Annotated in this window: 22 protein-coding genes; 12 read left to right on the top strand and 10 right to left on the bottom strand. The window is 42.1% G+C overall.

The features are described from left to right. The first annotated feature begins 82 nt into the window (after positions 1–82). Positions 83–1,003 carry an ABC transporter ATP-binding protein gene (locus ACFSVN_RS12690; RefSeq protein ID WP_390303392.1) on the top strand — a complete coding sequence of 307 codons (921 nt, stop codon included), beginning with the start codon at positions 83–85 and terminating at the stop codon, positions 1,001–1,003. A gap of 1 nt (position 1,004) precedes the next feature. Further along, on the top strand, positions 1,005–2,303 hold the full coding sequence (locus ACFSVN_RS12685; RefSeq protein WP_390303389.1) for an ABC transporter permease: 1,299 nt from the start codon (positions 1,005–1,007) through the stop codon (positions 2,301–2,303). 238 nt (positions 2,304–2,541) lie between these two features. On the opposite strand, the gene ACFSVN_RS12680 is transcribed toward ACFSVN_RS12685, so the two are convergent. The 3 genes from ACFSVN_RS12680 to ACFSVN_RS12670 form a co-directional block, all read right to left on the bottom strand. Beyond that, entirely contained in the window at positions 2,542–2,985 is a 444-nt protein-coding gene (locus ACFSVN_RS12680) for a nuclear transport factor 2 family protein (protein ID WP_390303386.1), read from the bottom strand. Between the two features lie 70 nt (positions 2,986–3,055). Further along, positions 3,056–5,332: a M1 aminopeptidase family protein gene (locus tag ACFSVN_RS12675; RefSeq protein ID WP_390303384.1), complete on the bottom strand. Its 2,277-nt coding sequence runs from the start codon at positions 5,330–5,332 to the stop codon at positions 3,056–3,058. Positions 5,333–5,335: 3 nt separating this feature from the next. Beyond that, complete coding sequence (locus ACFSVN_RS12670) at positions 5,336–6,106, bottom strand: inositol monophosphatase family protein (RefSeq protein WP_390303381.1); 771 nt, start codon at positions 6,104–6,106, stop codon at positions 5,336–5,338. A gap of 62 nt (positions 6,107–6,168) precedes the next feature. Here ACFSVN_RS12670 and ACFSVN_RS12665 point away from each other — a divergent pair, with 62 nt between their 5' ends. Next, positions 6,169–6,762 carry a hypothetical protein gene (locus ACFSVN_RS12665; RefSeq protein WP_390303379.1) on the top strand — a complete coding sequence of 198 codons (594 nt, stop codon included), beginning with the start codon at positions 6,169–6,171 and terminating at the stop codon, positions 6,760–6,762. A gap of 225 nt (positions 6,763–6,987) precedes the next feature. Here ACFSVN_RS12665 and ACFSVN_RS12660 read toward each other — a convergent pair whose 3' ends face one another. The 3 genes from ACFSVN_RS12660 to ACFSVN_RS12650 all read right to left on the bottom strand — a co-directional run bounded on the left by ACFSVN_RS12660 (position 6,988) and on the right by ACFSVN_RS12650 (position 10,971). Beyond that, positions 6,988–8,253: a hypothetical protein gene (locus ACFSVN_RS12660; protein WP_390303376.1), complete on the bottom strand. Its 1,266-nt coding sequence runs from the start codon at positions 8,251–8,253 to the stop codon at positions 6,988–6,990. Between the two features lie 43 nt (positions 8,254–8,296). Further along, positions 8,297–8,857 (bottom strand): YceI family protein, encoded by a 561-nt coding sequence (locus tag ACFSVN_RS12655; protein WP_390303373.1) that lies wholly within the window; start codon positions 8,855–8,857, stop codon positions 8,297–8,299. A gap of 281 nt (positions 8,858–9,138) precedes the next feature. Next, positions 9,139–10,971: a MutS-related protein gene (locus ACFSVN_RS12650; RefSeq protein ID WP_390303370.1), complete on the bottom strand. Its 1,833-nt coding sequence runs from the start codon at positions 10,969–10,971 to the stop codon at positions 9,139–9,141. A gap of 193 nt (positions 10,972–11,164) precedes the next feature. Between ACFSVN_RS12650 and ACFSVN_RS12645 the strand changes: the two genes are divergently transcribed. Next, positions 11,165–11,740, top strand: a complete 576-nt coding sequence (locus ACFSVN_RS12645; RefSeq protein ID WP_390303367.1) for an acyltransferase — start codon at positions 11,165–11,167, stop codon at positions 11,738–11,740. Here the strand turns inward: ACFSVN_RS12645 and ACFSVN_RS12640 are convergent. Further along, on the bottom strand, positions 11,730–11,996 hold the full coding sequence (locus ACFSVN_RS12640) for a Smr/MutS family protein (protein ID WP_390303364.1): 267 nt from the start codon (positions 11,994–11,996) through the stop codon (positions 11,730–11,732). The two genes, ACFSVN_RS12645 and ACFSVN_RS12640, sit on opposite strands and share 11 nt — an antisense overlap. 27 nt (positions 11,997–12,023) lie before the next feature. Continuing rightward, on the bottom strand, positions 12,024–12,332 hold the full coding sequence (locus ACFSVN_RS12635; RefSeq protein ID WP_390303361.1) for a Dabb family protein: 309 nt from the start codon (positions 12,330–12,332) through the stop codon (positions 12,024–12,026). Positions 12,333–12,518: 186 nt separating this feature from the next. Between ACFSVN_RS12635 and folE the strand changes: the two genes are divergently transcribed. The 4 genes from folE to hisI all read left to right on the top strand — a co-directional run bounded on the left by folE (position 12,519) and on the right by hisI (position 15,756). Further along, complete coding sequence (folE, locus tag ACFSVN_RS12630; protein ID WP_390303358.1) at positions 12,519–13,226, top strand: GTP cyclohydrolase I FolE; 708 nt, start codon at positions 12,519–12,521, stop codon at positions 13,224–13,226. A gap of 5 nt (positions 13,227–13,231) precedes the next feature. Then, on the top strand, positions 13,232–14,689 hold the full coding sequence (gene cysS, locus ACFSVN_RS12625) for a cysteine--tRNA ligase (RefSeq protein WP_390303355.1): 1,458 nt from the start codon (positions 13,232–13,234) through the stop codon (positions 14,687–14,689). Then, a complete protein-coding gene (gene yidD, locus ACFSVN_RS12620; RefSeq protein WP_390303352.1) occupies positions 14,689–14,994 on the top strand; it encodes a membrane protein insertion efficiency factor YidD in 306 nt (101 codons plus the stop codon). Before cysS ends, yidD begins: the two co-directional genes overlap by 1 nt. Before the next feature lie 279 nt (positions 14,995–15,273). Then, positions 15,274–15,756 carry a phosphoribosyl-AMP cyclohydrolase gene (gene hisI / locus ACFSVN_RS12615; protein ID WP_390303349.1) on the top strand — a complete coding sequence of 161 codons (483 nt, stop codon included), beginning with the start codon at positions 15,274–15,276 and terminating at the stop codon, positions 15,754–15,756. Positions 15,757–16,140: 384 nt separating this feature from the next. Here the strand turns inward: hisI and ACFSVN_RS12610 are convergent, their stop codons facing one another. Beyond that, the gene (locus tag ACFSVN_RS12610) at positions 16,141–17,982 is read right to left on the bottom strand and encodes a DEAD/DEAH box helicase (protein WP_390303346.1); all 1,842 of its coding nucleotides are present in this window, start codon (positions 17,980–17,982) and stop codon (positions 16,141–16,143) included. 413 nt (positions 17,983–18,395) lie between these two features. On the opposite strand from ACFSVN_RS12610, the gene ACFSVN_RS12605 reads away from it, so the two are divergent. From ACFSVN_RS12605 to ACFSVN_RS12595, 3 genes are read left to right on the top strand one after another with little or no spacing between them, the layout of a single operon-like run. Then, entirely contained in the window at positions 18,396–19,082 is a 687-nt protein-coding gene (locus tag ACFSVN_RS12605) for a hypothetical protein (protein ID WP_390303343.1), read from the top strand. Between the two features lie 10 nt (positions 19,083–19,092). After that, a complete protein-coding gene (locus ACFSVN_RS12600) occupies positions 19,093–19,986 on the top strand; it encodes an SMP-30/gluconolactonase/LRE family protein (RefSeq protein ID WP_390303340.1) in 894 nt (297 codons plus the stop codon). Positions 19,987–19,995: 9 nt separating this feature from the next. Continuing rightward, entirely contained in the window at positions 19,996–21,201 is a 1,206-nt protein-coding gene (locus ACFSVN_RS12595; protein WP_390303337.1) for a GAF domain-containing sensor histidine kinase, read from the top strand. 20 nt (positions 21,202–21,221) lie between these two features. Here ACFSVN_RS12595 and ACFSVN_RS12590 read toward each other — a convergent pair whose 3' ends face one another. After that, positions 21,222–22,499 (bottom strand): DEAD/DEAH box helicase, encoded by a 1,278-nt coding sequence (locus ACFSVN_RS12590; protein ID WP_390303334.1) that lies wholly within the window; start codon positions 22,497–22,499, stop codon positions 21,222–21,224. Between the two features lie 393 nt (positions 22,500–22,892). Between ACFSVN_RS12590 and azu the strand changes: the two genes are divergently transcribed. Beyond that, positions 22,893–23,276, top strand: coding sequence for an azurin (gene azu / locus ACFSVN_RS12585; RefSeq protein WP_390303867.1), 384 nt, complete (start codon positions 22,893–22,895; stop codon positions 23,274–23,276). Positions 23,277–23,357 lie beyond the last annotated feature (81 nt).

The following is a 23,357-nucleotide window of genomic DNA, read 5'->3' as shown; positions in this document are numbered from 1 at the left end:
AAAGGGATTCATATTTCAATCTTTTAATACCTTCCTGAATATTAAAGAAACAGGGGCAAACTCTAATTTAAAATCATACACTATGTCTGTAATTGAGCTACAGAATGTCTTTAAAGCCTTTGGCAAGACCAAGGCCGTAAATGACGTCAGTTTTGAAGTAACAAAAGGCCGGATCTTCGGTTTATTGGGGCCGAACGGAGCCGGAAAAACCACTACTATCCGGATGATCAACTATATACTTACCCCGGACTCAGGACAGGTCACTATTAACGGAATCGAAGCCAGCCCGGAAACCCAGAAAATGATCGGATACATGCCCGAGGAACGTGGGTTGTACAAAAAGATGAAGGTGTTCGATCAATTGATGTATCTAACTCAATTGAAGGGTATGGATGCTGCCGAGGCGAAAAAGGCCATCAACTATTGGCTGGAACGGTTTGATGCTTCCGACTGGAAAAAGAAAGAGATCGGTGAGTTATCAAAAGGGATGTCTCAAAAAATACAGTTTATTGCTACCATCGCTCATGATCCGGATATCTATATTTTTGATGAGCCTTTCAGTGGACTTGATCCTATCAACAGTGAGACATTGAAGGAGATCATCATTGAGCTTCGTGATTCCGGAAAAACCATTCTGTTTTCTACCCACAGAATGGAACAGGTAGAACAAATGTGTGACGATATTTGTCTGTTCAATCAGGGACAAGCAGTATTAACCGGTAACCTTCGGCACATCAAATCCTCATTTGGGGAAAACACCATCAATCTGGCGTTTGAAGGCGACGGTTCTTTCCTCGACAAGCTGGAGAATGTTCGGATCAATAATCGATCTACCAACTTTGCTGAGATCAGAGTGATGAACGGACAAAGTATGCAGGATATTCTGAAGCTGGCCATGGACCATGCCGAGATCCATACATTCGAGCGTATTGAGCCATCCTTAACTGAAATTTTTATCTCCACCGTTGGAGAAGACAATATCAAAAGATCGGAGATCCAATAAGATGAGTTTGCATAAAATCTGGTTAGTATTAAAACGGGAATACCTCACCCGGGTAAAAAGTAGGTCCTTTATCATCATCACTGCTTTGACACCACTGGCTTTTGTAGCCTTTATTGGGATCATCGTATATATCAACATTTCTGAAACAGAAGTTGAAAAACGGATCGGGATTCTCGACGAGACAAATGTACTTGTAGAACGATTGGTTGAGCTTAATGAAACACGCTATTTTGACGTGGGCTACGATCCTGCAGATACCCTTCGTGCCAGGGTTTTAGATGGTTCTATGGACGGGTTTATGATTCTCACTGATTCTGTGCTCACCCATGCTAAAAGTCCAACACTTGTACACGGGGGAAGCGGTGGGCTATCGTTTATTTCTGCTGTCCGTTCAGATCTCAGGGAAGTGGTTCGGGAAGAACGGCTTTCCCGTGAAAATGTATCCGAGAGGGTTCGTAACATCTTTGAAACCCGGACAGGACTTGAGGCCGTCAAGTTAACTGAGGAAGGTGAAACCGAGGATAACACCCTGTTTGCTTCTGCTATAGGATTTATTCTTGGCCTGATGATCTTTTTCGGGATCTTCTTTTACGGAGCTCTGCTTATGCGCAGTGTGATCGAAGAAAAAACCAATCGTGTATTGGAAGTGATCGCCTCTTCTGTGAAACCTATCGAATTAATGTTTGGGAAATTATTCGGCGTGCTATGCATGGCACTTACGCAATTTGGTATATGGATCGTATTCTACATGGGACTATCTATTGCAGCTGCACCCGTGGCCGGAATGATCATGGAAGCTCAAATGAGCAACTTACCGGAAGAAGCCGCTGAAGCTGCCTCAGCTTCTTTTGACCCTTCCGTGCTCGATAACATGGTGATAGAGCCTTCGATCTTTATCTACTTCATTCTGTTTTTCTTTCTGGGATTTATGATCTATAGTGCTCTTTTTGCAGCTATTGGCGCAGCGGTTGAAAATGAACAGGATTCGCAGCAATTCATGCCTATTGTTGGTCTGCCAATATTCATTGCTTATTTCTTGAATACCAAAGTGATGCAGGCCCCTGACTCCTCCCTTTCAACCTTTGTGTCCATATTCCCGCTGACATCCCCCATCAATATGATCTCCCGAATTGCCTCTACTTCGGTACCGGCATGGCAGATCATACTTTCCATTTTACTGATGGTACTCACATTCTTCGGAATTATGTGGCTGGCAGCTAAGATCTATCGGGTTGGTATATTGATGTACGGGAAAAAGGCATCCTTTAAGGATCTCGCTAAATGGATCAGACAAAGTTAGGAGTATCTATAAAATAATTTTGACCTGATTTAAAGAACAATGACGTATTGTTAAATGAGAAGGGTTTCGAAGCATTTTTAAGCTTCTGTTTCTTTACTCATTTCATTTAACAATATTCAGGTGGACTGTACAATTCCAAACCACCTGACACCTAACATAATGGGTTTGGGTTTTCGGATTTTATCGAAACGGGTGAATTTGTCTTTAAGGATAAATTCACCCTTCGATAAAATAAAAGTCAGCCAGGAATTCTCGTTGCCTGCCAGGCTACCGCCCTCCACTCTCCATTTCTCTTGACAAATGTACCTGTATTATAGTATTCCATTCTTTCCTCTGCAGAAGACTGATCTACAGCTACCAATTTGAATGCCACAACTGCGGTATTTCCGAATAGATTGTTCTGTACATCTTCCCCGTGATATTTCACTTCCGGTTCCACGTCGTAATTAGCAGGTTCCGTCATACCACTCATCATTTCCGGCTTTGTAGTTCTGTTACCGGCAGAGCCAGTATAAATGAGATCATCCGCCCAAAATCGATCATGGATCTCCGGATCGCTGTAGGAAGCTCCTTCCAAAAATTCATTCAGCAGATCCGTGAGTACTTGTTTTTCGTTTTCCTGTTGAGCGCAGCCAAGTATGGGGATTAGTATTAATAAAAGAGCAAGCAGTTTAGTTTTCATAGTATCATATTCATGAATGTGAAACGGATGATAGTAAAATCTGCCTGTTCCTGAAAATCAGAATATAGCTCTACTGCTGAAGCTCTCGTATTTTACTGAGTACCCGTGGGTCTAACTCTTCCTTAGCCCGATTCTCAAGTAATTCCGTTCTATCCGATTCAGATAAATACTTCACTGCGTCCAGAGAAAGGTTTCTGATCCTTGGATCCCTGTCTTCCTGAAATATTTCGAGAGTTTGTTGCCAGTAGTCTTCATTTTCTTCAAACTCAATGAGCAACGCCAAAGCCTCTTCCCGAATGGAATGCGGATACTCACCCAATGCATACCGATCGGCCATGATCATGGATTTGTTTGAGGTGTCAGCAGGGGCAGCTACTTTAAGAATTTTGATCGCTTTTTTGTCACCCTGCTCATTTTGGCCCAATCGCTCTGCAGCTGATAGCAGATCACTCGCCGGAACTATTTGCTGATAGGTTTCAAGAGCTACGTTAAAAACGGTATCCCTTTCTGCTCTCAATAGCGTATTGCGTACCTGAAATGCTACATTTTCATTTTCAGTATAATTGGCCAATGCCCGAAGCCCTGATAATTGAATGGAAAGATTATCCGAGTTGAGATTACCTAAGAATGTTTCTTCTGTCCCAGAGGCATCCTTCGTTAAAACAGAAAGCGTTTCAAGCATGGCGGCTCTTACGTTTGCATTGTCTTCACCCTGTAATGCATCCCGGATGGCCAGCTGCAAGTCAGGATTATCTGTAAAATTCTGCAGAGCTTTAGCTGCCTGTATCTGATTTTCAGATGACTGATCCCGAAGCTGCCTGATCCAAAACATAAAAGGCTTCTGCTCTTCAAAACGTATATCCAGATCAGTATCATAAGCAGGCTTCAAGGTCAGATAATCGATACCTGAAGAGATCTCTACCTCAACTGAATCTAATGCTCCTGTAAATGTAATATCAGTACGTGATGTATCCGTAAAGCCAAACTCAGTCACATCTACAGTTACCAATGATCCAATGGGCTCTCCTTTTGCCTCAAATACCAGGGTCAATGCAGAGGTCATCTCATCATAGATATATTCCACTCCGTAAACATATTCTTCTTCCTTTTGAGACTCCCGTAATTCAAATTCCGGCAGAACTTCCCAGAACAAACCGCTTTCGTCATACCAGAAATCTGCATACTCATTCCAGCCTGTAACCCCTGAATACTGTTGAACCAATTCAGCTAAGGATTCACGGATAACAGTTTTCAAATGATCATCTTCTAATGCATCAAACCCCTTTTCCCATAAATTCCAGCGGTATATGGACTGAAGCCCATCCGGGTTATTCAACTGTTGGATATTTGAAGTTCCCGCCAGCATCACTTTAAGGAATTCATATTTATTATCCGGTGCATCAAGATACCTATGGAAGTTTCCGAACCACTGTTCGGCAATTCCTCTTCTCAACTGCGTAGGCAGTGACCCTAAATTCTGATACAGATAAATGATTCCGGCTCCGGTCTGAATTTCCTCCCAGTGGTTATCAGGAAGAACTATGATATTAAGCGATTCATATGGAAATTCGAACGATAACTTTCGCTCATATTCTTTCATACTTGAAACAGCTATCGACAGAAGACCATCTCTAACCTCAGGTAGCAGTGTATTTTCAGAAGAATAAAAAGAAACTTCCTTAATCCCTGATCGTGCACTTGACCTAACGAAATCTCCCATTGCCAAACTCAATCCGGTAACAGATACCGGTACTTCCGAACTCCACTCCAGTACTTTCTCATCTGTGGATACAAGTTCATCACCAACCAAAGTTCCATTAAATACCAATTCCCGGTCGGCCGGGATGGTTACAAAAGCTTCCAAAGTAGTAGCTACTTCGGGGTGATCCGGAACCGGCAACCAATGATACCGTCCTTTTGGATTCAAAGAAGTCCACATATTGCCATACACATCCTGTATGACCCCATAGGATGAAGAGCTTTTCCATGTTATCACCATTTCCATTGTATTCCCTCTTTGAAGGGTATCAGGAAGCTGAATGATCAGGGAATCTGATGAAATTCGATACTCCGTTTCATTTCCCTCAAAGGTGACACTTTGTATATCCATGTCAGCTGAATTGAATACGATCTCTGTAAGGCCGGGTTTCCTTGAGGTTATAAGATAATTTCCAACCCCCTCAATAAGTGGCTCACTGCTTTCCAGTGTCAGATCCAGGCTTATGTGGTCCAGCACAAAAGGCAATTCAGGGTAAGAAACATATTGCCAATCTGCTGCATTCTGCTGTGAAAATGCCCATGAACTTGTAAAAACTAAAACGATCAGTGTAAGAAGTCCTTTTTTCATTATTTATTTAATGTGTGCTTCAAAAATTTCTTTTACTTGTGGAAATAGCGATTTGTTGGTTGAATAACCGTTCCCGGAATGTATGGTTTGCCTGCCTTTATTATCACTGAAGATTCCTCCTGATTCCTGAACTACCGGTAACAACGCTGCGGCATCCCAAATATTTAACTCCGGATCGTACATCAGATCAGCACGGCCGGTTGCTACCATCATATGGCCATAAGCATCACCCCATGTACGGTGTAGTTTGGTTTCCCGCAGAAGTTCCTGAAATAATTCCTGCTGCCCCATCAGGCGGAAGCGGTCGATCTCTGTAACAAGGAAGGTTGCATCTTCAAGCTTATCTGTATCACGTACCCGGCAAGGTTCTCCGTTTAAGGTAGCACCATACCCAATACCTGCTGCACATAATTCTTCGAGGGCCGGTGCGTAGATGATCCCAACCTTAGGCTCATTATCGATTAGGATACCGATCAATGTGGTGTAAAATGGAATCCCGTGTATAAATGATTTTGTACCGTCAATGGGGTCTAATACCCATTGGATATCACTTTCTTCATTTTCCTTACCAAACTCCTCTCCGATGATCCCGTGTTCAGGATATCGCTTTTTGATCTCTTTGCGTATAAGCTGCTCCGTCTCACGATCGGCGATCGTAACCGGCGAATCATCCGATTTTGAAATCACCTCTACATCCTTTTTAAAATATTTAAGGGTGTGGTGCCCCCCAATTTTTGCGATTTCTGTTGCTGCTTTCAATAATTCTTTAATCATTACCTATATTCCTTCATCATATATTTAAACTACTACAATACCTTCCGGCCAAAAATATGAGTATGAAAAAGATTCTTCCAACTCTTCTGATTCCCGCTTTATGCACGTTTCCGGTATTAACACAAGCACAAGACGGAAAAGTCCGGCTTAGTGACGAGAGTAAGTTAAGCATTAAAGGAAAATCAAATGTGAATGAATTTCGTTGCCAGGCAGAACATGACCTTCAACAGGATTCATTGAATTATTTTTATCAGGTATCAGGTGATACTGTAACAGTTAACGGGGTATTATTAGCTCTTGAGATCGACCAGTTTGACTGTGGGAAAAGAGCCATCAACAGAGATTTCCGAAGCACCCTAAAATATAAGGAATACCCTTTTATTGAGATCATCCTGAACGAACTTGTCCTTGCCGATCCTTCTGATATTATCCCTGAGGAAGCGCTGGTTACGATTAGAATTGCAGGAGTAGAACAAAAGTATACTGTTCCCTTACATTCCTTTTCGAGCAGCGAAGAGCATTTTACCGTAGGCGGAAATAAGGTCCTTTACATGACTGATTTTGGATTAACCCCACCCTCTCCCATGTTTGGGCTCATCAAAGTGGATGACGAACTGGATATTCAATTTGATCTTGTGATTCGCCGCCAGCCTTAGATTTACAATCCTGCTCTCATCAATTAAGCCAATCTGTTAACCCACTCCTGTGGCAGAGGCACGATGCATTGTGTCTCTGCCACAGGGGTACGGGTAATTACGGCCAATAAAAAAACCGAGTGGCAATGAACAATTTGTTCCTGCCACCCGGCTTTCAAAAACTCCTTCTCACACAAAAAGGGGCGAGCCTGTCACAGCGCACCCCCTTCCTATGAGGTCGGTATATTAGAAGCTTACCACAGCTTCTAACATGATTCCGCTAAATTCGGCTCCTGCAAAGTCACCGGTGAAACCATCATATGATTGTGTTACATATTCTAACTTGGTCATTACATTTTCAGTCATGAACCAACCACCACCAATATTCAATCTGGTAACATCGATTTCGTTGCCGCCTGCTTCTTCACCAGATACGGTGTTGTAGCGTGTTCCAACATAAAAGTCTTCACCGGCACCAAAGCGATACAGTAATTCTGCTCCTAATTGAGTGTAAGAACGTGTATCTGTCTCAACTTCATTTTTTCCTGATGCATTTTCGAATACACCATAGAACTCAAGTCCCTGGAATTTTACAAATGGGTTGATCATGATAGCAGTCATTTCTCCAGCTGTTCCACCGCCAGCAAAACTTGGGGCGATTCTACCTGAGCGGAATCCTCCGGTAATAACGTTGTAGTAACGAGAACCGGCACGGTCACCTGAGTACAAGTAGATAGAAGCAGCTTCAGATACTCTCATCAGAGAACCAGTGATACGGAAACGAAGGTCGTCGTTCACTTGGCTGTCATATCCTAATTTTGTCAAGAAAGTAGGTTTGGTTTTAACTGCACCTTCAACTGTACTTTGGTTCAACTTACCATTAGTTAATCCAACCATTCCAAATACGTCACCGGAATACACGTATACTTCACCGCCAACTTCAGTGGTAAAAGAATCCATCAGGTAGTTTCCTACAAATGGGTTTAGTAAAGCTGCACCGTTGTCACTGCGACGGAAGTGGTTGTCTCCGTAGTTATTTTCCATGTGACCGACTTTAATTCGGATATGGTCAGACAAACCTGCCAGGAATCCTTCTTCAATGAAGTCAAAGCTGTCAATTTGCAGATAACCGCCTTTCACCCAAGCTTCTGCATGGTGCTGTGATGACAAATAGGTACGTAAGTGCATTCTCATACCAGGAGCCAACGCTACATCAAAGTCTAAATTAGATGTTGCCAGGTTGAAATTAGACTCCAGGTCAGCAAGGTTGTTCGCGTCATTTTCATGTCTTAACCCTTGGAACTGTAAAGTATTTGAACCTCCGATACGGACATAAACGCCGTCGAATGTTTTATCAGTAGTAAAAGGTGCTTCAAACACATTCAGTCCTGATTGTGTTGGAGGAGTGTAATATTGTATGTTATTGCGCTCTTGAGCTTGTAAAGTGGTAGCGAAGGCTCCGACAATAAAAGCGAAGAGCAGTGTGGTTAGAAATTTGGCTTGATTTTTCATGGCCTTGAGATTTTGTTGGTTATAGTTGGTTAATTTATATGAATTACTGAGCGAATTTAGCATCGAAGATCACCTCTACATCGGCACCGGCTTTGATGGCTCCGAACATAGCTTTGGGAGGGTCGACGTCATAATCCGTCATAGTAATAGGTTGAGTTCCTTTGAATAAAACCGAGCCGTCTGGAAGGATCTCGTATTCAACTTCCATCTGAATGGTTTTGGTTACTCCCGAAATGGTGAGTTCACCGTTAGCAGTAAGAGTATTGGCACTGATATTTGTTACTTCAGATAGCACAAAATTGATATTAGGATGCTTTTTCTTGTTTAAAGCATCGTAAGTTTTGTTATCCATGCCGCCTTTACCGCTTTTTATACCATCTACTACTACATTGAACTCCAGAGCTGAAATGGAGGATATCAATGAATCATCTTCTATTTCGATGGTTGCAGTTCCTGAGAATTGTTCAGCTTTGGATTCCCAGTCATGAACGTTCGAAGTACCGTCTATAATAACTTCGCTTTCATCCACTACGATGCTATAATTTTGAGCATATAGTGTCATAGTACTTAAAGACAGGATTAGTGTGATTAGGATTTTGTACATGTCGACCTCATTGGTTTTCTGTTAGTTGAATTCTTGTTTTTGAATTCGTAATCAAGATCCTGATACTTCATGAAGAAATAATGAAGAAAAAAAAGGAAATTTTATTCTACTCAAGATATTATTTAACAAATATTTAGGAAGAATTTATCTCACGCCGAATATGAAGAAATGATGAAGATTTTTTAAGCTATTTTCTGATGAAATTAAAGTATGGTCAGGTAAGAATTCCTACTCAATTTCATTCCTTATATAGCCAATTTAAAATTGTGAACTGGTTGTTCTTAATCAATTGGAAGCCCCTCGATCTCCATGATCCTCAGAGCATTTGTGGTAGGACATGGCCCCGGTTTAATTTTATACTCGAAACTCATTCTTCCGGCCTCAATAGTTTCAACGAAATGCCAGTTACTCAGTTGAGAGATCTCTTTTTCCAGAGAAGCCAATTCCAGATCATGGGTTGAAACCATTCCGATTCCATTCTTACCGGCCACGTGTTTCAGGAAAGCAGTACTCCCCTGGAATCTCTCTCTGTTGTTCGTGCCTTTGAAGATCTCATCCACAAAAAAGAACAGCGGAAGTCTATGGTCAGATTCAAGTTCATCAAGCAGACGTCGAAGTCTTCGCACTTCCGCATAAAAATGGGACAACCCTCCTTCCAAGGAGTCCTTCACATTGATACTTGTGAACAATCGGAATAAATTGGTTGAAAGAGATCGGGCTTGTACCGGTGCCCCGGCAAATGCCATTGCAAGATTAATACCGACTGTCCTTAAGAATGTACTCTTACCTGCCATATTGGAGCCGGTGATCAAAAACAGATCTTTATCTTCTTTTATTATGAAGTCATTACTAACACGCTCTTCGTCACTGATCAACGGATGTCCTAATTTACTGGCTTGGAACAACACTTCCTGATCTTCACTTAGCGAAGGAAAATTGCAATCGGGATTCAGATAAGCAAAATTTGCGAGGGAGTTCAGTGCCTCCAGTTCGTAAAAATCATCCAGCCAATCTTCCAGTTTTGGAGCGAGTTCTTTCTTCAGTGCTTCCATCTTCATCGAAAAGAACATATCCCACGGCATCACCATATTAACAAGCGGCCACAGCACTTGATTTGCCTGAAGGGAAGCTGCCCCTGCCAAGCGGGAAACACGCTTTAAATATTTTGAAGGAGATTCTGCCTGATCTTTCAGAGATTCAAAGAAATTTTGTAAGGATGAATTCCCGGAAAATGAGAATTGCTCAATATACACTAAGATCTTTCCGAACCTGCTCATTTGCTTTTCGATCTGATATCCTGCTTCAAACAGTTCGCCAATTTTATGACTGTTAAAATTATAGAAACCCAGATAAGCAACGAATGTGAGCAATACCCATGGACCGGTAATCCCGGCAATGGCGGTAATAAGAAGTATAATGTTCGTGATAGAAAGTGTGGATAAAATCATCAGCGTGCCCAGGAATTTAACTTCCTTGGGATCTTTCATCCATCGGATGAGTTTATCCATACTCCAATTCTTGTCAGATATTTCTTTCTGACTCATAAAAGCCTGCACCTGGATACGATCCCGAAATCCGGATAATGGTATTAGATCGGAAATAAGTTGTTGCCGGTTCAGGATCTCTTGTTTGTCAGGATGTTCATTCAAAAGCCAACCGGATAATCTCTCTGAACTCTTGGGATATATAGCGGTATCCATCAGATGATGCAGTGAATAATCCCCTACAATATGAAGATCTTCTGCAAAAGGATGAGCTTTCATGTCACTCGAAAAGTGATATTCTGGAAGTTTCTGCCAGTCCAGCTCCATCCGGGCTATGTGTTCCTCTTTGATCTGCTTCAGAAATGATAATCTCTCTTTATGATCAGTGACTCTCTTGTGCCGGGCAATCAGGTAAATAAAGCCACCGGTAAGTGCCAGCAACCCGGTGAAGAAAATACCATCGCTTCCGGTTTGTGCGATCAGATACAACACTAAAATTGAGATCACGAAATAAATTCCGCGAATATATGAGAATTGCGTACTCACTTTTTCCAGCTTTCCGATCATCTCTCCCAAACGTTCTGACTGACCTTTAAACTGTTCTTTTAAAATCTGCTTTGATGAACTCATGAATATGTTTTCTGAAAAAATAATAGACTCCAAGAATAGGCATTTCAGTATTCAGTTGACAGTTGACAGTTGACAGTATTTAGGTTCATCCTTATAAAGTGGCAAGTTCTAATTCAACATTTACCATTCCTGATAACTGTTTACTGTCTGCTGATGTTTCGGTAATATCAAGCTAAATAAATCAAATCTGCATATGGATTATTTCGCGCACGAAACGGCCGTTATTGATGACGGTGCAAAAATCGGAAAAGGAACAAAGATCTGGCATTTCACACACGTGATGCCTGAATCAGAAATTGGAGAAAATTGTAATCTTGGCCAAAATGTGGTGATCTCTCCCAAAGTTACGCTTGGTCGAAATGTGAAGGTGCAAAATAACGTCTCCATCTACACCGGGGTTATCTGTGAGGATGATGTATTTCTCGGACCTTCTATGGTTTTCACCAATATCGTAAATCCAAGGAGTGCAATTGTTCGTCGTGATGAATACGTCGAAACTATAGTTCGCAAAGGAGCTTCAATCGGAGCAAACGCGACTATTATATGTGGCAATGAACTTGGTAAATATTGTTTGATAGGGGCAGGAGCTGTGATCACAAAACCTGTTCCTGCTTTTGCTTTAATGGTTGGAAATCCTGCCAAACAAATCGGATGGGTAAGCGAGCATGGCCATCGGCTGGACTTTGGGGATGATGGAATAGCAGTTTGTCCGGAATCTAAAGATAAATATCAGTTAGAGGCGGGTTCAGTTCATAGAGTTAACTCCTAACTAATTCCACTACCGTAGCTCCCCATCCACTTCTGTCACTGGCCAGTGAATACGATTCTACATTCGGATTTCGATCCAGTAAACTATGCACTGTTCTGCGAAGTACCCCCTTCCCTTTTCCATGAATAACTCGAATGGAATAGATCTCTTTCTCCAAACAAGCTTCAATATAATCCGGTATCAGGTCTCCCAATTCATCAGGATTGAATAGATGAAGATCGAGAATCCCATCTATAGGAACTTCAATAGGCTCCATAAGTATATGATTGATTGATTTTCGAAATTAAAGGATGTAGTCAACGACCCGCCTTTCATCAACCACTTTCTTTATGAACGAGACTACTTTTTGATGATCAGGATGGCCTGAATAAACCTGAAGATCTTTTTGGGTCTCACATTCTGTAACTAAAACAACATCACAGACCGCTTCATCGCCTCCTGTCAATACATTGATCCCTACTTCTGCACTTTTCAATTCCTTAATTTTGGATGGAAGTCCTTCGAGTAGTTTCTTCATCGTTTCCGCATTTTCAGACTTGGTCTTTCCCTCTGCTACATCTTTAAGCTTCCACATTACTACGTGTTTGATCATTTTGTTAGTCGTTAGTTGTTATTCTTTACAGTGAATATCTTATTTACCCATCCCAATTCCCAAAATAGACACTTCAAAATTCAATGTTCCTTGTTCAATGTTCGATATTCTACTGCTGTCAATTAATACTTGGAACCCTTAACTTTAGGGTTCTGTTTTAGAGGCACAGGAACAAGCCTGTTCTCCATGAAAATACAATCAGAAATATTGAAAACATTGGATTTAGATAAAATCACTGCCGAAGAGATCGGTGAAGACCACGTAGGTACCTCAGTTCAAACCCCGCTCAGAGATGACGCATTCGATAAAACGGATGAAGAGAAGATCGAGGTCATCCAGAAGCATTTTGCTGAGATCATGCACGCTCTTGGTTTAGATCTTGAGGACGACAGCCTCAAAGGAACCCCATATCGTGTGGCAAAAATGTATGTAAAGGAAATTTTTGAGGGCTTGAATCCCAAGAATAAGCCCGTTGCAAGACAGTTCAGCAACAGCTACGATTACAACGGTATGCTGATCGAAAAGAATATTCAGGTTACCTCCTTTTGCGAACATCACTTCCTCCCTTTTATTGGCAAGGCACATGTGGCATACATCCCTTCAGGAAAAAAAGTGATCGGGCTATCAAAGATAAACCGGATCGTGGATTATTATTCACGGCGGCCTCAGGTACAGGAACGACTAACGCTGCAAATTGCTGATGAGCTCCAAAAAGCTCTCGAAACTGAAGATGTTGCTGTTTTTATCGACAGTAAGCATTTGTGTGTTTCAACCCGCGGAATTAAAGATCATAGCAGTACTACCATTACTGCTGAGTATCGAGGTGCTTTTAAAAATGAAGACACTCAGCAGAAATTCATTGATTACATCAAAACGAACACTCAGATAGACTGATAACTGTGGCTGAGCAATCAAGCAAACTTCACCTTTACAATACTCTTTCGCGTAAAAAAGAACCGTTCGAACCGCTGAATCCTCCGCATGTTGGAATGTATGTTTGCGGGCCAACGGTTTATGGAGATGCCCATCTTGGTCATGCCAAAAGCTATGTCTCGTTTGATGTGATTTTACGTTATCTGCGCTACCTGGATTACAAAGTTCGTTACGTGCAGAATATAACCGATGTTGGTCATCTGGTGGATGATGCCGAAGAAGGGGAAGATAAACTCAGCAAGCAGGCGCGCATCGAGAAAGTGCAGCCTATGGAAATTGCTGAAAAATATACCTACACCTATTTCCGGGATATGGATGCACTGAATGTTCTGCGACCGGATATCGCACCTCGTGCAACAGGACATATCCCCGAGCAGATCGCCATGGTCAAGAAATTGATCGAGAATGGCCATGCCTATGAAGTGAATGGCAATGTGTATTTTGATGTCTCCTCCGATCCCGAATACGGGAAACTGAGTGGTCGTAAACTTGAGGACGCAGAAGCCGGAACCCGTGTGGAAACAGCTTCCGATAAACGTAATCCCGAAGACTTTGCTCTCTGGAAAAAGGCGAACGATAATCACATTATGAAATGGGATTCACCATGGGGCGTTGGGTATCCCGGATGGCATATCGAGTGTTCAACTATGAGTACCAAATACCTGGGTGAAAGTTTTGATATCCATGGTGGCGGATTGGAGAATCAATTTCCTCATCATGAGTGTGAGATCGCACAGGCTGAATGTGCTCATGACAAACAATTTGTAAAGTATTGGCTGCATAACAACATGGTAACACTCGAAGGACAGAAAATGGGGAAATCGCTTGGTAATGCGATCAACCTGCATGAGTTCTTTACCGGCGACCATAAGTTGTTGACTCGAGCGTGGAATCCTGAAGTGATACGGTTCTTTCTGCTACAGTCGCATTATCGTAGTACCACTGATTTTTCTGAGGAAGCCCTAAGCGGAGCCGAAACCGGCTTAAAAAACCTTCATTCCATGATCACTACTATTGAAAATGCCGAAGCCGGAAACGGTGAAGCTTTTGATCTGGATGGTCTAAAGAAATCCGTCGAAGGTGTAATGAATGATGATTTTAATTCCGCCCAGGCTATTGCCATCCTTTTTGAGCAATTGAAAGAGATCCGTAAACAGATCACTGATAAGAAAACACCATCAAACATCGAAGAGATAAAAGAATTTCTTTATGATTTTGTGGATGGCGTGTTAGGCATCTGGCCACAGGAAGGCGGCGGAAATGAGGAATTGACCAAAGTTCTGGTCGAGTTATTGATCGAGATCCGTAAAGATGCACGGAGCAACAAGAATTTTGAACTCTCGGATAAGATCCGCGACGACCTGAAAGAGCTGGGTGTTCAGCTCATGGACGGCAAAGAAGGCACGTCCTTCGAGATTGAGTAATGAAGCTGCTGAGTGACATATTCAGCTTTTTGATCGTTACTTTAGTCAAATTTTATCAGGCAGCTATATCCCCCTGGCTGGGTAAAAGCTGCCGATACCAGCCAACCTGTTCCCGCTACATGATAGAAGCGGTAGAAGAATGGGGACCTTTGAAAGGCTTTTGGCTCGGTATCAAACGGATAGGCAGTTGTCACCCATGGGGTGGTGAAGGATACGATCCGGTACCCCGGAGAACATCTAATAACCAACAAGGAACATCCAACGCAGAACAAGATTCTTCGTCCGACGGCTCAAAGCCCGTCTGACGAATTGTTGGATTTGACATCAATTTTCGCTCCGACGCAGAGCGTCAGGAGCGAGTCAACATAATTATTAAATCAAATGCCTGGTTCCGCATGCTCTGCGTCGGAACTAATTAACACCACTAAATTTTGTACTTTAGTGGCAAAAGAAAATTTTAGGGCGAACCTATGAGCGTGCTAGCTCCTCGTAGTGTTCAACCGCAACGCTCGCAGGATCTATCGAACGCTGCGAGGTTAAAAGAATAACGAACAATGAACATTGAATAAGGAATATCGAAGTTAATGAGCGACATCAAATTCAAACAAAGACTGACCGTAGAACAAGTTGAAGAAGGAACCGACCTGGCCCCTAAATTTCAGGATGATGGATTAATTCCTGTGGTAACTACTGACCATGAATCCGGCGAACTCCTGATGCACGGCTACATGAATGAAGAAGCTTTAAAGAAAACCATAGAACTTGGAGAGGCTGTCTATTACAGCCGCAGCCGTGAAACGCTATGGCACAAAGGCGCCACCAGCGGACTCGTTCAAACTGTGAAGGAAATGCGTATTGATGATGATCAGGACTGCGTCTGGCTTCGGGTTGAGGTACAAGGGAATGGTGCAAGTTGTCACGTTGGGTATCGCTCATGTTTTTACCGCAGTGTGCCAACGGGAGAAAATTTCGAGCAGAAAGATGGCGAGCTGAACTTTGAAGAAGATGAGAAAGTCTTTGACCCCAAAGAAGTGTATGGGGATGCGCCTAATCCTACAAAATTGTGATTACAGATTAAGCAAGTTTTGGGATTGCACTGATTGATTAAAAATTTCGTCCGACGGCTAAAGTCCGTCTGACGAATGATTAAGGGCCTGAATATATTTTTTTACCAAACCTAATTACTTTTTCATTCGTCGGACCACTTCATAGCTTTTCAAGCTGCCTGTCTTTTACAGCTACAAAGATTATTTGAACGATAGTCGTAATTTTAGTGGTCAAACGAGGCTTTCCCAGATCATGGGTTAATATATTTCCACTCTTGTTTCGCTGCTCCGCTCCAGAATGCCCCATTGAGGCTCTGCCTCACACTTGATAGAAATCTGAGCTATAAAAAAAGCCCGGAATCATTGCTGATCCCGGGCTTTAAATTTGGTCTGTTTGATCAAGTACTAAGAATAAACCTCAGGGCTTCTCTTCTTTTTGATCCGTCCGCCTTTGGATTTACTGAAAGGCTCACTTCCTTTAGACTTCCTGCTTCCTTTTTTGGAGCCCGATCTTTTGGAACCGGAACCGCCTTTTCCTTTATATCCACCTGACGAGGAACCGTTTGATGAGGAAGATCCATTGGTATCGGGCTTAGCCAATTCAACGGAAATATCTCTTCCCTCAAATTTGGTTCCGTTCATTGATTCAAACAATTTTGAATCGAAACCTTCTTCTACTTCAAAGAATGAGAAGTTATTCTGGATGTCGATCTTCCCAAAATCAGGTTTTTTGCCATTCATTTGCTCATTTACAACACCCATCAATCGGGCCGGATTCAAACCATCTCTTCCACCTACATTCAGGAAGTACCTTGTAAAGCCTTCTTCCGCTGTTCGGTTATTACTGCTTCCGCCGGAATTTCGGTTTCCTTTACGATTGTAAGAACTCTTACGATTGTTGTTGTTCTTCGATTTCCCTACCGTTGCATTAATATCACCGGCCTGCTCGTAATATTCCAGGATCTGGTTGAATTCCATGGATACAAAATGTTTGATCAGATCTTGCCAGCCCAGATCAGCAAGTCGCTCATACACTTCCGGTAAATACTTCTCGATCTGCTTCTCGTTGACTTCGGTGGTTCTGAGTTTCTCCACCATATCCATCATGCGAACACCACAAACTTCTTCACCTTTCGGTACATCTTGTTTGATAAAATCCTTCCCGGACATTTTTTCCAGTGACCGGATCTTGTTCATTTCACGGGTGTGAATAATGGAAACGGCAATACCACTATTCCCTGCACGCCCGGTACGTCCACTTCGGTGAATATATACTTCCAGATCATCCGGAAGATTGTAATTGATAACATGTGTCAGGCTATCCACATCAAGTCCACGAGCGGCTACATCGGTAGCAACCAATAGTTGCAGATCTTTAGAGCGGAAACGATTCATCACCTCATCACGCTGATTCTGAGATAAGTCTCCATTCAGCAAGTCGGCATTGTATCCTTCCTTAGAAAGTTTAGAAGCAATATCAGCTGTTTCGCGTCGAGTTCTGCAAAAGATGATCCCGTAAATATCAGGATTCACATCAGCGATCCTCTTAAGGGCATCATAACGGTTTTTAGCTTGTACCATATAAAAATGATGCTCTACATTCAACGCACCGGAATTTCGGGCACTTACCTGAATTTCTTCCGGGTTGTTCATGTATTTTTTTGCAATCTTGGAGATCTGATTAGGCATCGTAGCCGAAAACAGCAGTGTTTGTTTCTCCTTTGGCGTATCGCGCAGGATAGCATCAAGATCTTCCTGAAATCCCATGTTCAGCATTTCATCGGCTTCATCTAAAACCAAAGAACGAACGTTGGTTACATCCAGCTTACGGCGTCGAATAAGATCCAGCATTCGTCCCGGTGTTCCGATCACAACCTGAGCACCGTTATTGAGTCCGCGTATCTGCGTTGAGATATTCGCTCCGCCATATACAGCTAAGGTTTTAATTCCTTTCTGATATTTGGAAAAAGCCTTCAGATCTTTTTCGATCTGTATAGCCAGTTCACGGGTTGGTGATAGCACCAAAACCTGAACGTTGTTTGAGTTGGCATCCACTTGTTGCAGTACAGGCATTCCGAAAGCTCCGGTTTTACCGGTTCCGGTTTGAGCCAGTGCAATAAGGTCCCGTTGTGAAGCCAATATCGTAGGAATAGCTCTTTCCTGTACTTCAGTGGGAGTTTCAAAGCCAAGATCTTCAACAGCCTGGCATATTTCGGGCGACAAGCCCAGTTCTTTGAACGTTGACATATAGTATTTTTTAGTCGTTGTAATCCCGTTCAGAAATTTTTTGCTGCGCGTCTTCTTGTCCGGAATAAATTTGGGGTGAGCTATGGACAAGAGGCAAGCACGACTGCTTGATTTACAAAGGCCAGCAAGGTTCTATAAACCTGAAAAGTATTAGTGTTCCAGTCTTATCGCGAACTCACAATTTTCAATAAGCCTTAAAGATACGTATAAAAAGCTTCTGTTATGAGATTGGGTGAAAATTAATTTCTGATCAAGCTGATAGATGAATCCATTCTCCCCCCGATTAAACGTCAGACATGGAGGTCAGGTTTTTCATGCTAAGACCACAACTCATCATTAGGAATTTTTTTCTTAAAATTGATTTTATATCGTTAGCTTTAAACCAAATTAAGGCAGTAATTTAGATTAGTAACATGCAGCATATAACGAAGGTCTATTCGAAGGCCGAGTCTTTGTCTTCGCTTAAGGAAATGATCACTAAGGAACTTAAAGACAATAATTTGAATCCTGCAGATTGTATATGGGGAACATCCATCTGCAGTGACGAGATCAATAATAGCTTTCTGAAGGTTGGAGAAGATTTTAAAGGTCCCGGTCCTTTTTTCTTTGGCGGGATCTCCGGTCTTCCCTTTACCGGAAAAACGGGTTTCGGCGCATTCTCAAGTCATATTCCTGATGAGGGAGCAGCTGTTATTCTATATGGCCCTCACGTAGGTGTCACCAAAGATGGAACTTTTGGTAAGGTATTAAGAGAAGGACAAGAAGAACCATCCTCAAGTTGCGGATCCTTGATCGCAGGCCTGAATAATGTAAAAGCCGGAAATGTCCTCAACATTTCGCATAACGACTATCAGCAGGGACAAGTACATAAAGTTCTTATCGAGAATTATGATGACATTAAGAAAGCTGATAATGAGATCATAGCGACTACTGAAACCGGATTTAACCAAATTAAAAGAGAATTGACCGATATAATTGGTGCCGGCCTTGAAAACCTGGGTACAAAACCACTGTTATTGGTCGGCGGGATTATCATTAACACTGACTGGGATCAGGACGATTATTTTGAAATACGTGATATATCCTGGTTCAACAAATAAAGGAATACTTATGAGATCTATATTTTCATTTTTAACTATCGTTCTATTTTTTGCAGCAGCCTGCACATCCTCTGAGTCCCCCACTCCTACCCTTGATCTGGAGACCGGATTGGATTCAACAAATATAGCATACAGCATAACCGGACTGGATGGTCCTGAAGCCGTACGTTATGATCCGGATCAGGATATTTATTTTATATCCAACTTTACCGGGGGTGGGAATGAACAAGACTCCACCGGTTTTATCACAAAAACAGATTCCAGAGGAGGAATTCAGGAACTGAGGTTTATGACCGGAACCGAAGAAGCGCCATTACATGCACCTCGGGGAATGTTTATCGTAGATGAAACTCTATGGGTTGCAGATGTCTTAGGCGTTCATGGTTTTAATAAAAATACCGGAGAACAAACTGATTTCATCGATTTCTCTGAATTTGAGATCGGATTCCTGAATGATATTTCTGCAGATGAAAATGGCCGCTTATATGTAACTGATACGGGAACATCTACCGTTTATAAAATTGAAGACGGTGCCGCCGAGCTCTTTCTCGCAGATCTTCCATCTGCCCCGAATGGAATCACCCTAAACCCGGAAACAGGAAATTTCATTTTAGCTCCGTGGGGTGGCGATCAAACATATAATGCCTTTAATGATGCCGGTGAACTCAGTGAATTCGCAACTCTCGATGGTGGATATATTGACGGAATTGAGTTTATCGGGGCTACATTATTTTCAGCAAGCCAACAAGACTCTTCCATTAGGATCTTCAATGAAGACACAGAAAGGATCCTCATCAAAACAACCGGACGGCCGGCTGATATAGGTATAAATACCAAACTCAACCACATAGCCGTACCTTACATTGCCCTTGACCGTGTAGATATATGGAATTTATCTGAATAACTTTGGTGTATGTCAAAAAACAACGCTCTTGTACCAAATAACGAATTTGATCGCTTATTAAAACTCTCAGAATATGATATTGACTATTCTGATATACATGGAAAACTGGATGATCTGACACGTCTTGCGGCCTATGTAACCGGTACACCCATCTCTCTTGTCAATATTTTAGAAGCAAATACACAGTGGACTGTCTCTAATTTTGGGCTTGATGTCACTCAAACCCCCAGAGACCAAACCGCATGTCAATATGTTGTCTTGAGTGAAAGTCCTCTTGAAATAGAAGATATGGCAGAGGATGAGCGCTTCAATACTAAAGACTATGTGACTGAAGAACCTCACATCCGTTATTACTATGGAGTTCCGTTAACAACCCCTGATGGTATCAGGATCGGTGCCATGTGTGTTATGGATACAAAGAAGAATGATCTTTCTCCTGAAAAAGAAGAATTCCTTAAGATCATTGCCAGTGAGGTAATTACACGCTTTGAATATGAGCATAAACTGAAATTAATGCGTGATAATGTGGATGAACTCAAAGAGATCCAGCGGAAGGTAAGTCATGATATTCGTGGACCAATTGGCGGTATTATCGGTATTGCTGAGATCTTACGTGACCAGGCGGAAGAGAGCAAATTGGATGAGTTCATGCAGCTACTGGAGCTCATAAATAAGGGTGGGCGTTCAGTTCTTGATCTTGCCAACGATATCCTTTCAAATTATAAAACAGGGGAAGATGATAAAGCCATTCCCGCTAATGAATTGACACTCCCGGTGCTTCAGCAAAAGCTAAAGAATTTGTATGAGCCACAGGCCAGGGCTAAGTCGCAGGATTTCAGTGTTAATATAAATGGAGGTTTGAAGGACCATTCTTTTCCAAAGCATCGTTTACTGCAGGTTATCGGGAACCTCATCACAAACGCTATCAAGTTCACTCCGGAGAAAGGTACTATTAAGGTAGAGCTTGAGCTCAAATCGACACCTGAAATGACATTGCACGTTCAGATCGCTGATACGGGGATTGGGATGAATGAATCACAGGTACAAGAAATTATGTCCGGAAATCCTAAAAGTACTGCCGGAACCAAAGAGGAACGTGGCTTTGGATTTGGGTTTCAGCTTGCCCGGCATTTAACGGAATCAATGAAAGGGAAGCTCAGCATAAATTCTGAAGTTGATAAAGGAACAAAGATCACTCTTCAGTTTCCGGTTTAAGCTTACCAAAAGAATCTTTTTTACCTTTTATTGCCGGCGTCTTTTTCTCTTCTTTTCTTTTTATAGCTGTTAGGCTTCCTGCCACTACTTGTCTTTCTTTTATCACTTTTGTGTTTTCTGGACGGACGTTGCTTTTGCTTCTCCGGAGCAGAAGGGTTATGATCCGTTAACGGATATTTGTGATCATCTATCACAGGAATATTTTTACCGATCAGTTTTTCGATATCTTTTAAATGAGTCTTTTCCTGAGCGTCACAAAAGGATAATGCAGTTCCATCTAATCCCGCCCTACCGGTTCTCCCTATTCGATGTACATAAGTTTCCGGGATATTAGGGATCTCATAGTTGATCACATACTCCAGCTCATCTACATCAATTCCACGAGCCGCAATATCGGTAGCCACTAATACCCTAGTCACCTGATCTTTGAAGTTTCCAAGTGCCCTTTGTCGGGCTGCCTGAGATTTATTGCCATGGATCGCTTCTGCCTGAATATTTTGGCTATTCAGTAGTTTCACCACTTTATTGGCTCCGTGCTTGGTACGTGTAAAAACCAGTGCTGATTTAGAGCCTGCTTCTTGTAGTACGTCCACAAGCAGATTCTTTTTATTCCCCTTATCCACAAAGTAGATCCCCTGCTCAATAACATCCACGGTGGATGACTCCGGTGTGACTTCTACTTTCACCGGGTTGTGAAGAATTGATTTTGACAGCTTTATGATCTCGGAAGGCATCGTAGCGGAGAAAAACAGTGTTTGCCGTTTATTGGGAAGGGCTTTCAATAACTTCTTTACATCATGAATGAAGCCCATATCAAGCATTCGGTCGGCTTCATCCAATACAAAAATTTCTACATCCGACAGAGAAATGAAACCCTGATTCATCAGATCCAACAGGCGCCCGGGAGTAGCTGTAAGAATATCAACACCCCGTTTCAGCTTATTCACCTGCCCTTTTTGATTTACTCCTCCAAAAACAACGGCAGTCTCTAAATTTGTGTATCGGCCATAACTTTGAAAACTTTCATCGATCTGGATCGCTAACTCTCTGGTTGGTGTAACGATCAAGCTCCGGATCTTTCTATTATTACCGTGTTTTTTATTTGCACTCAACAATTGTAAAATCGGGATCGCAAATGCCGCTGTTTTACCGGTTCCTGTTTGTGCGCATCCTAACACGTCAGTGCCTTTAAGTGCAATGGGAATAGCCTGAGTTTGAATAGGTGTTGGTTGATGGTATCCCTCTTCTTCTAAAGATTTGAGGATAGGCGTACTGAGGTTCAGCGATTTAAAAGACATATATGGTATTAAATGAAAAAGCCCGGATCTAAGCCGGGCCAAGAAAAGTGAGTTTCAATTTACGGATTAAATAATTGAAGTATTTCCGGTTGTGGATTCAGTTACCCTCCCCATTCCCGGGATCCCATATTTGGTTTCAATACTTAGGTTACCTAATTCCTCCACTGAACTGATAGATCTTAATGGGTGAGTTTTAAGACTGAAATTTTTCTACGTGAACTTCACAAAAAATTCACATTCAATGGCGATATTGAAGGCGAACAAAATATTTAAGACAAGCGTATCCGAAATATTGAGGTCGGTTTCGCTGAAAACCCTAATTAAACAATCATCATTATGAGACTCCTACTATCCATCCTAACCGTTTTTACCCTTGTTTTTACGACCACTGTAATGGCTCAAGATAAAGTTGAGATCACCGTTGAAAGCAACGATCGTATGCAATTCGATACCAGTGAGATCAAAGTTGAAGCAGGCCAAACTGTAGTTCTTACACTAAAACACGTTGGCAAACTGCCAAAAGCTGCCATGGGACACAACTGGGTTCTTTTAACAAAAGGAACTGACATCAATTCATTTGGAGCTGAAGCTTCTAAAGCAGCAGGAAATGACTACATCCCGGAAGGAACTGACAAAGTGATCGTAGCAACTAAGCTTATTGGCGGCGGACAGGAAACAACGATCGAATTCACAGCCCCTGAAAAAGGGACTTATGACTTCATCTGTAGTTTCCCCGGCCATTACGCTATGATGAAAGGTAAATTTATTGTTGAATAGTAGTAGTTAGTTGCATTTCTAAACTACTAATTTGTACCCCAAAAATAACCCCGGTTCCCTGATCAGATCCGGGGTTTTTTA

The organism is Gracilimonas halophila (assembly GCF_042684365.1).
GTDB classification, from domain to species: domain Bacteria; phylum Bacteroidota; class Rhodothermia; order Balneolales; family Balneolaceae; genus Gracilimonas; species Gracilimonas halophila.
This window is presented reverse-complemented; position numbering and strand designations above follow the sequence as displayed.

What these genes read in the sequence shown, in the direction of transcription:
- ACFSVN_RS12690 (WP_390303392.1), top strand. Translation starts at nt 83, where the DNA reads ATGTCTGTAATTGAGCTACAGAATGTCTTTAAAGCCTTTGGCAAGACC.
- ACFSVN_RS12685 (WP_390303389.1), top strand. Translation starts at nt 1,005, where the DNA reads ATGAGTTTGCATAAAATCTGGTTAGTATTAAAACGGGAATACCTCACC.
- ACFSVN_RS12680 (WP_390303386.1), bottom strand. Translation starts at nt 2,985, where the DNA reads ATGAAAACTAAACTGCTTGCTCTTTTATTAATACTAATCCCCATACTT.
- ACFSVN_RS12675 (WP_390303384.1), bottom strand. Translation starts at nt 5,332, where the DNA reads ATGAAAAAAGGACTTCTTACACTGATCGTTTTAGTTTTTACAAGTTCA.
- ACFSVN_RS12670 (WP_390303381.1), bottom strand. Translation starts at nt 6,106, where the DNA reads ATGATTAAAGAATTATTGAAAGCAGCAACAGAAATCGCAAAAATTGGG.
- ACFSVN_RS12665 (WP_390303379.1), top strand. Translation starts at nt 6,169, where the DNA reads ATGAAAAAGATTCTTCCAACTCTTCTGATTCCCGCTTTATGCACGTTT.
- ACFSVN_RS12660 (WP_390303376.1), bottom strand. Translation starts at nt 8,253, where the DNA reads ATGAAAAATCAAGCCAAATTTCTAACCACACTGCTCTTCGCTTTTATT.
- ACFSVN_RS12655 (WP_390303373.1), bottom strand. Translation starts at nt 8,857, where the DNA reads ATGTACAAAATCCTAATCACACTAATCCTGTCTTTAAGTACTATGACA.
- ACFSVN_RS12650 (WP_390303370.1), bottom strand. Translation starts at nt 10,971, where the DNA reads ATGAGTTCATCAAAGCAGATTTTAAAAGAACAGTTTAAAGGTCAGTCA.
- ACFSVN_RS12645 (WP_390303367.1), top strand. Translation starts at nt 11,165, where the DNA reads ATGGATTATTTCGCGCACGAAACGGCCGTTATTGATGACGGTGCAAAA.
- ACFSVN_RS12640 (WP_390303364.1), bottom strand. Translation starts at nt 11,996, where the DNA reads ATGGAGCCTATTGAAGTTCCTATAGATGGGATTCTCGATCTTCATCTA.
- ACFSVN_RS12635 (WP_390303361.1), bottom strand. Translation starts at nt 12,332, where the DNA reads ATGATCAAACACGTAGTAATGTGGAAGCTTAAAGATGTAGCAGAGGGA.
- folE (WP_390303358.1), top strand. Translation starts at nt 12,519, where the DNA reads ATGAAAATACAATCAGAAATATTGAAAACATTGGATTTAGATAAAATC.
- yidD (WP_390303352.1), top strand. Translation starts at nt 14,689, where the DNA reads ATGAAGCTGCTGAGTGACATATTCAGCTTTTTGATCGTTACTTTAGTC.
- hisI (WP_390303349.1), top strand. Translation starts at nt 15,274, where the DNA reads ATGAGCGACATCAAATTCAAACAAAGACTGACCGTAGAACAAGTTGAA.
- ACFSVN_RS12610 (WP_390303346.1), bottom strand. Translation starts at nt 17,982, where the DNA reads ATGTCAACGTTCAAAGAACTGGGCTTGTCGCCCGAAATATGCCAGGCT.
- ACFSVN_RS12605 (WP_390303343.1), top strand. Translation starts at nt 18,396, where the DNA reads ATGCAGCATATAACGAAGGTCTATTCGAAGGCCGAGTCTTTGTCTTCG.
- ACFSVN_RS12600 (WP_390303340.1), top strand. Translation starts at nt 19,093, where the DNA reads ATGAGATCTATATTTTCATTTTTAACTATCGTTCTATTTTTTGCAGCA.
- ACFSVN_RS12595 (WP_390303337.1), top strand. Translation starts at nt 19,996, where the DNA reads ATGTCAAAAAACAACGCTCTTGTACCAAATAACGAATTTGATCGCTTA.
- ACFSVN_RS12590 (WP_390303334.1), bottom strand. Translation starts at nt 22,499, where the DNA reads ATGTCTTTTAAATCGCTGAACCTCAGTACGCCTATCCTCAAATCTTTA.
- azu (WP_390303867.1), top strand. Translation starts at nt 22,893, where the DNA reads ATGGCTCAAGATAAAGTTGAGATCACCGTTGAAAGCAACGATCGTATG.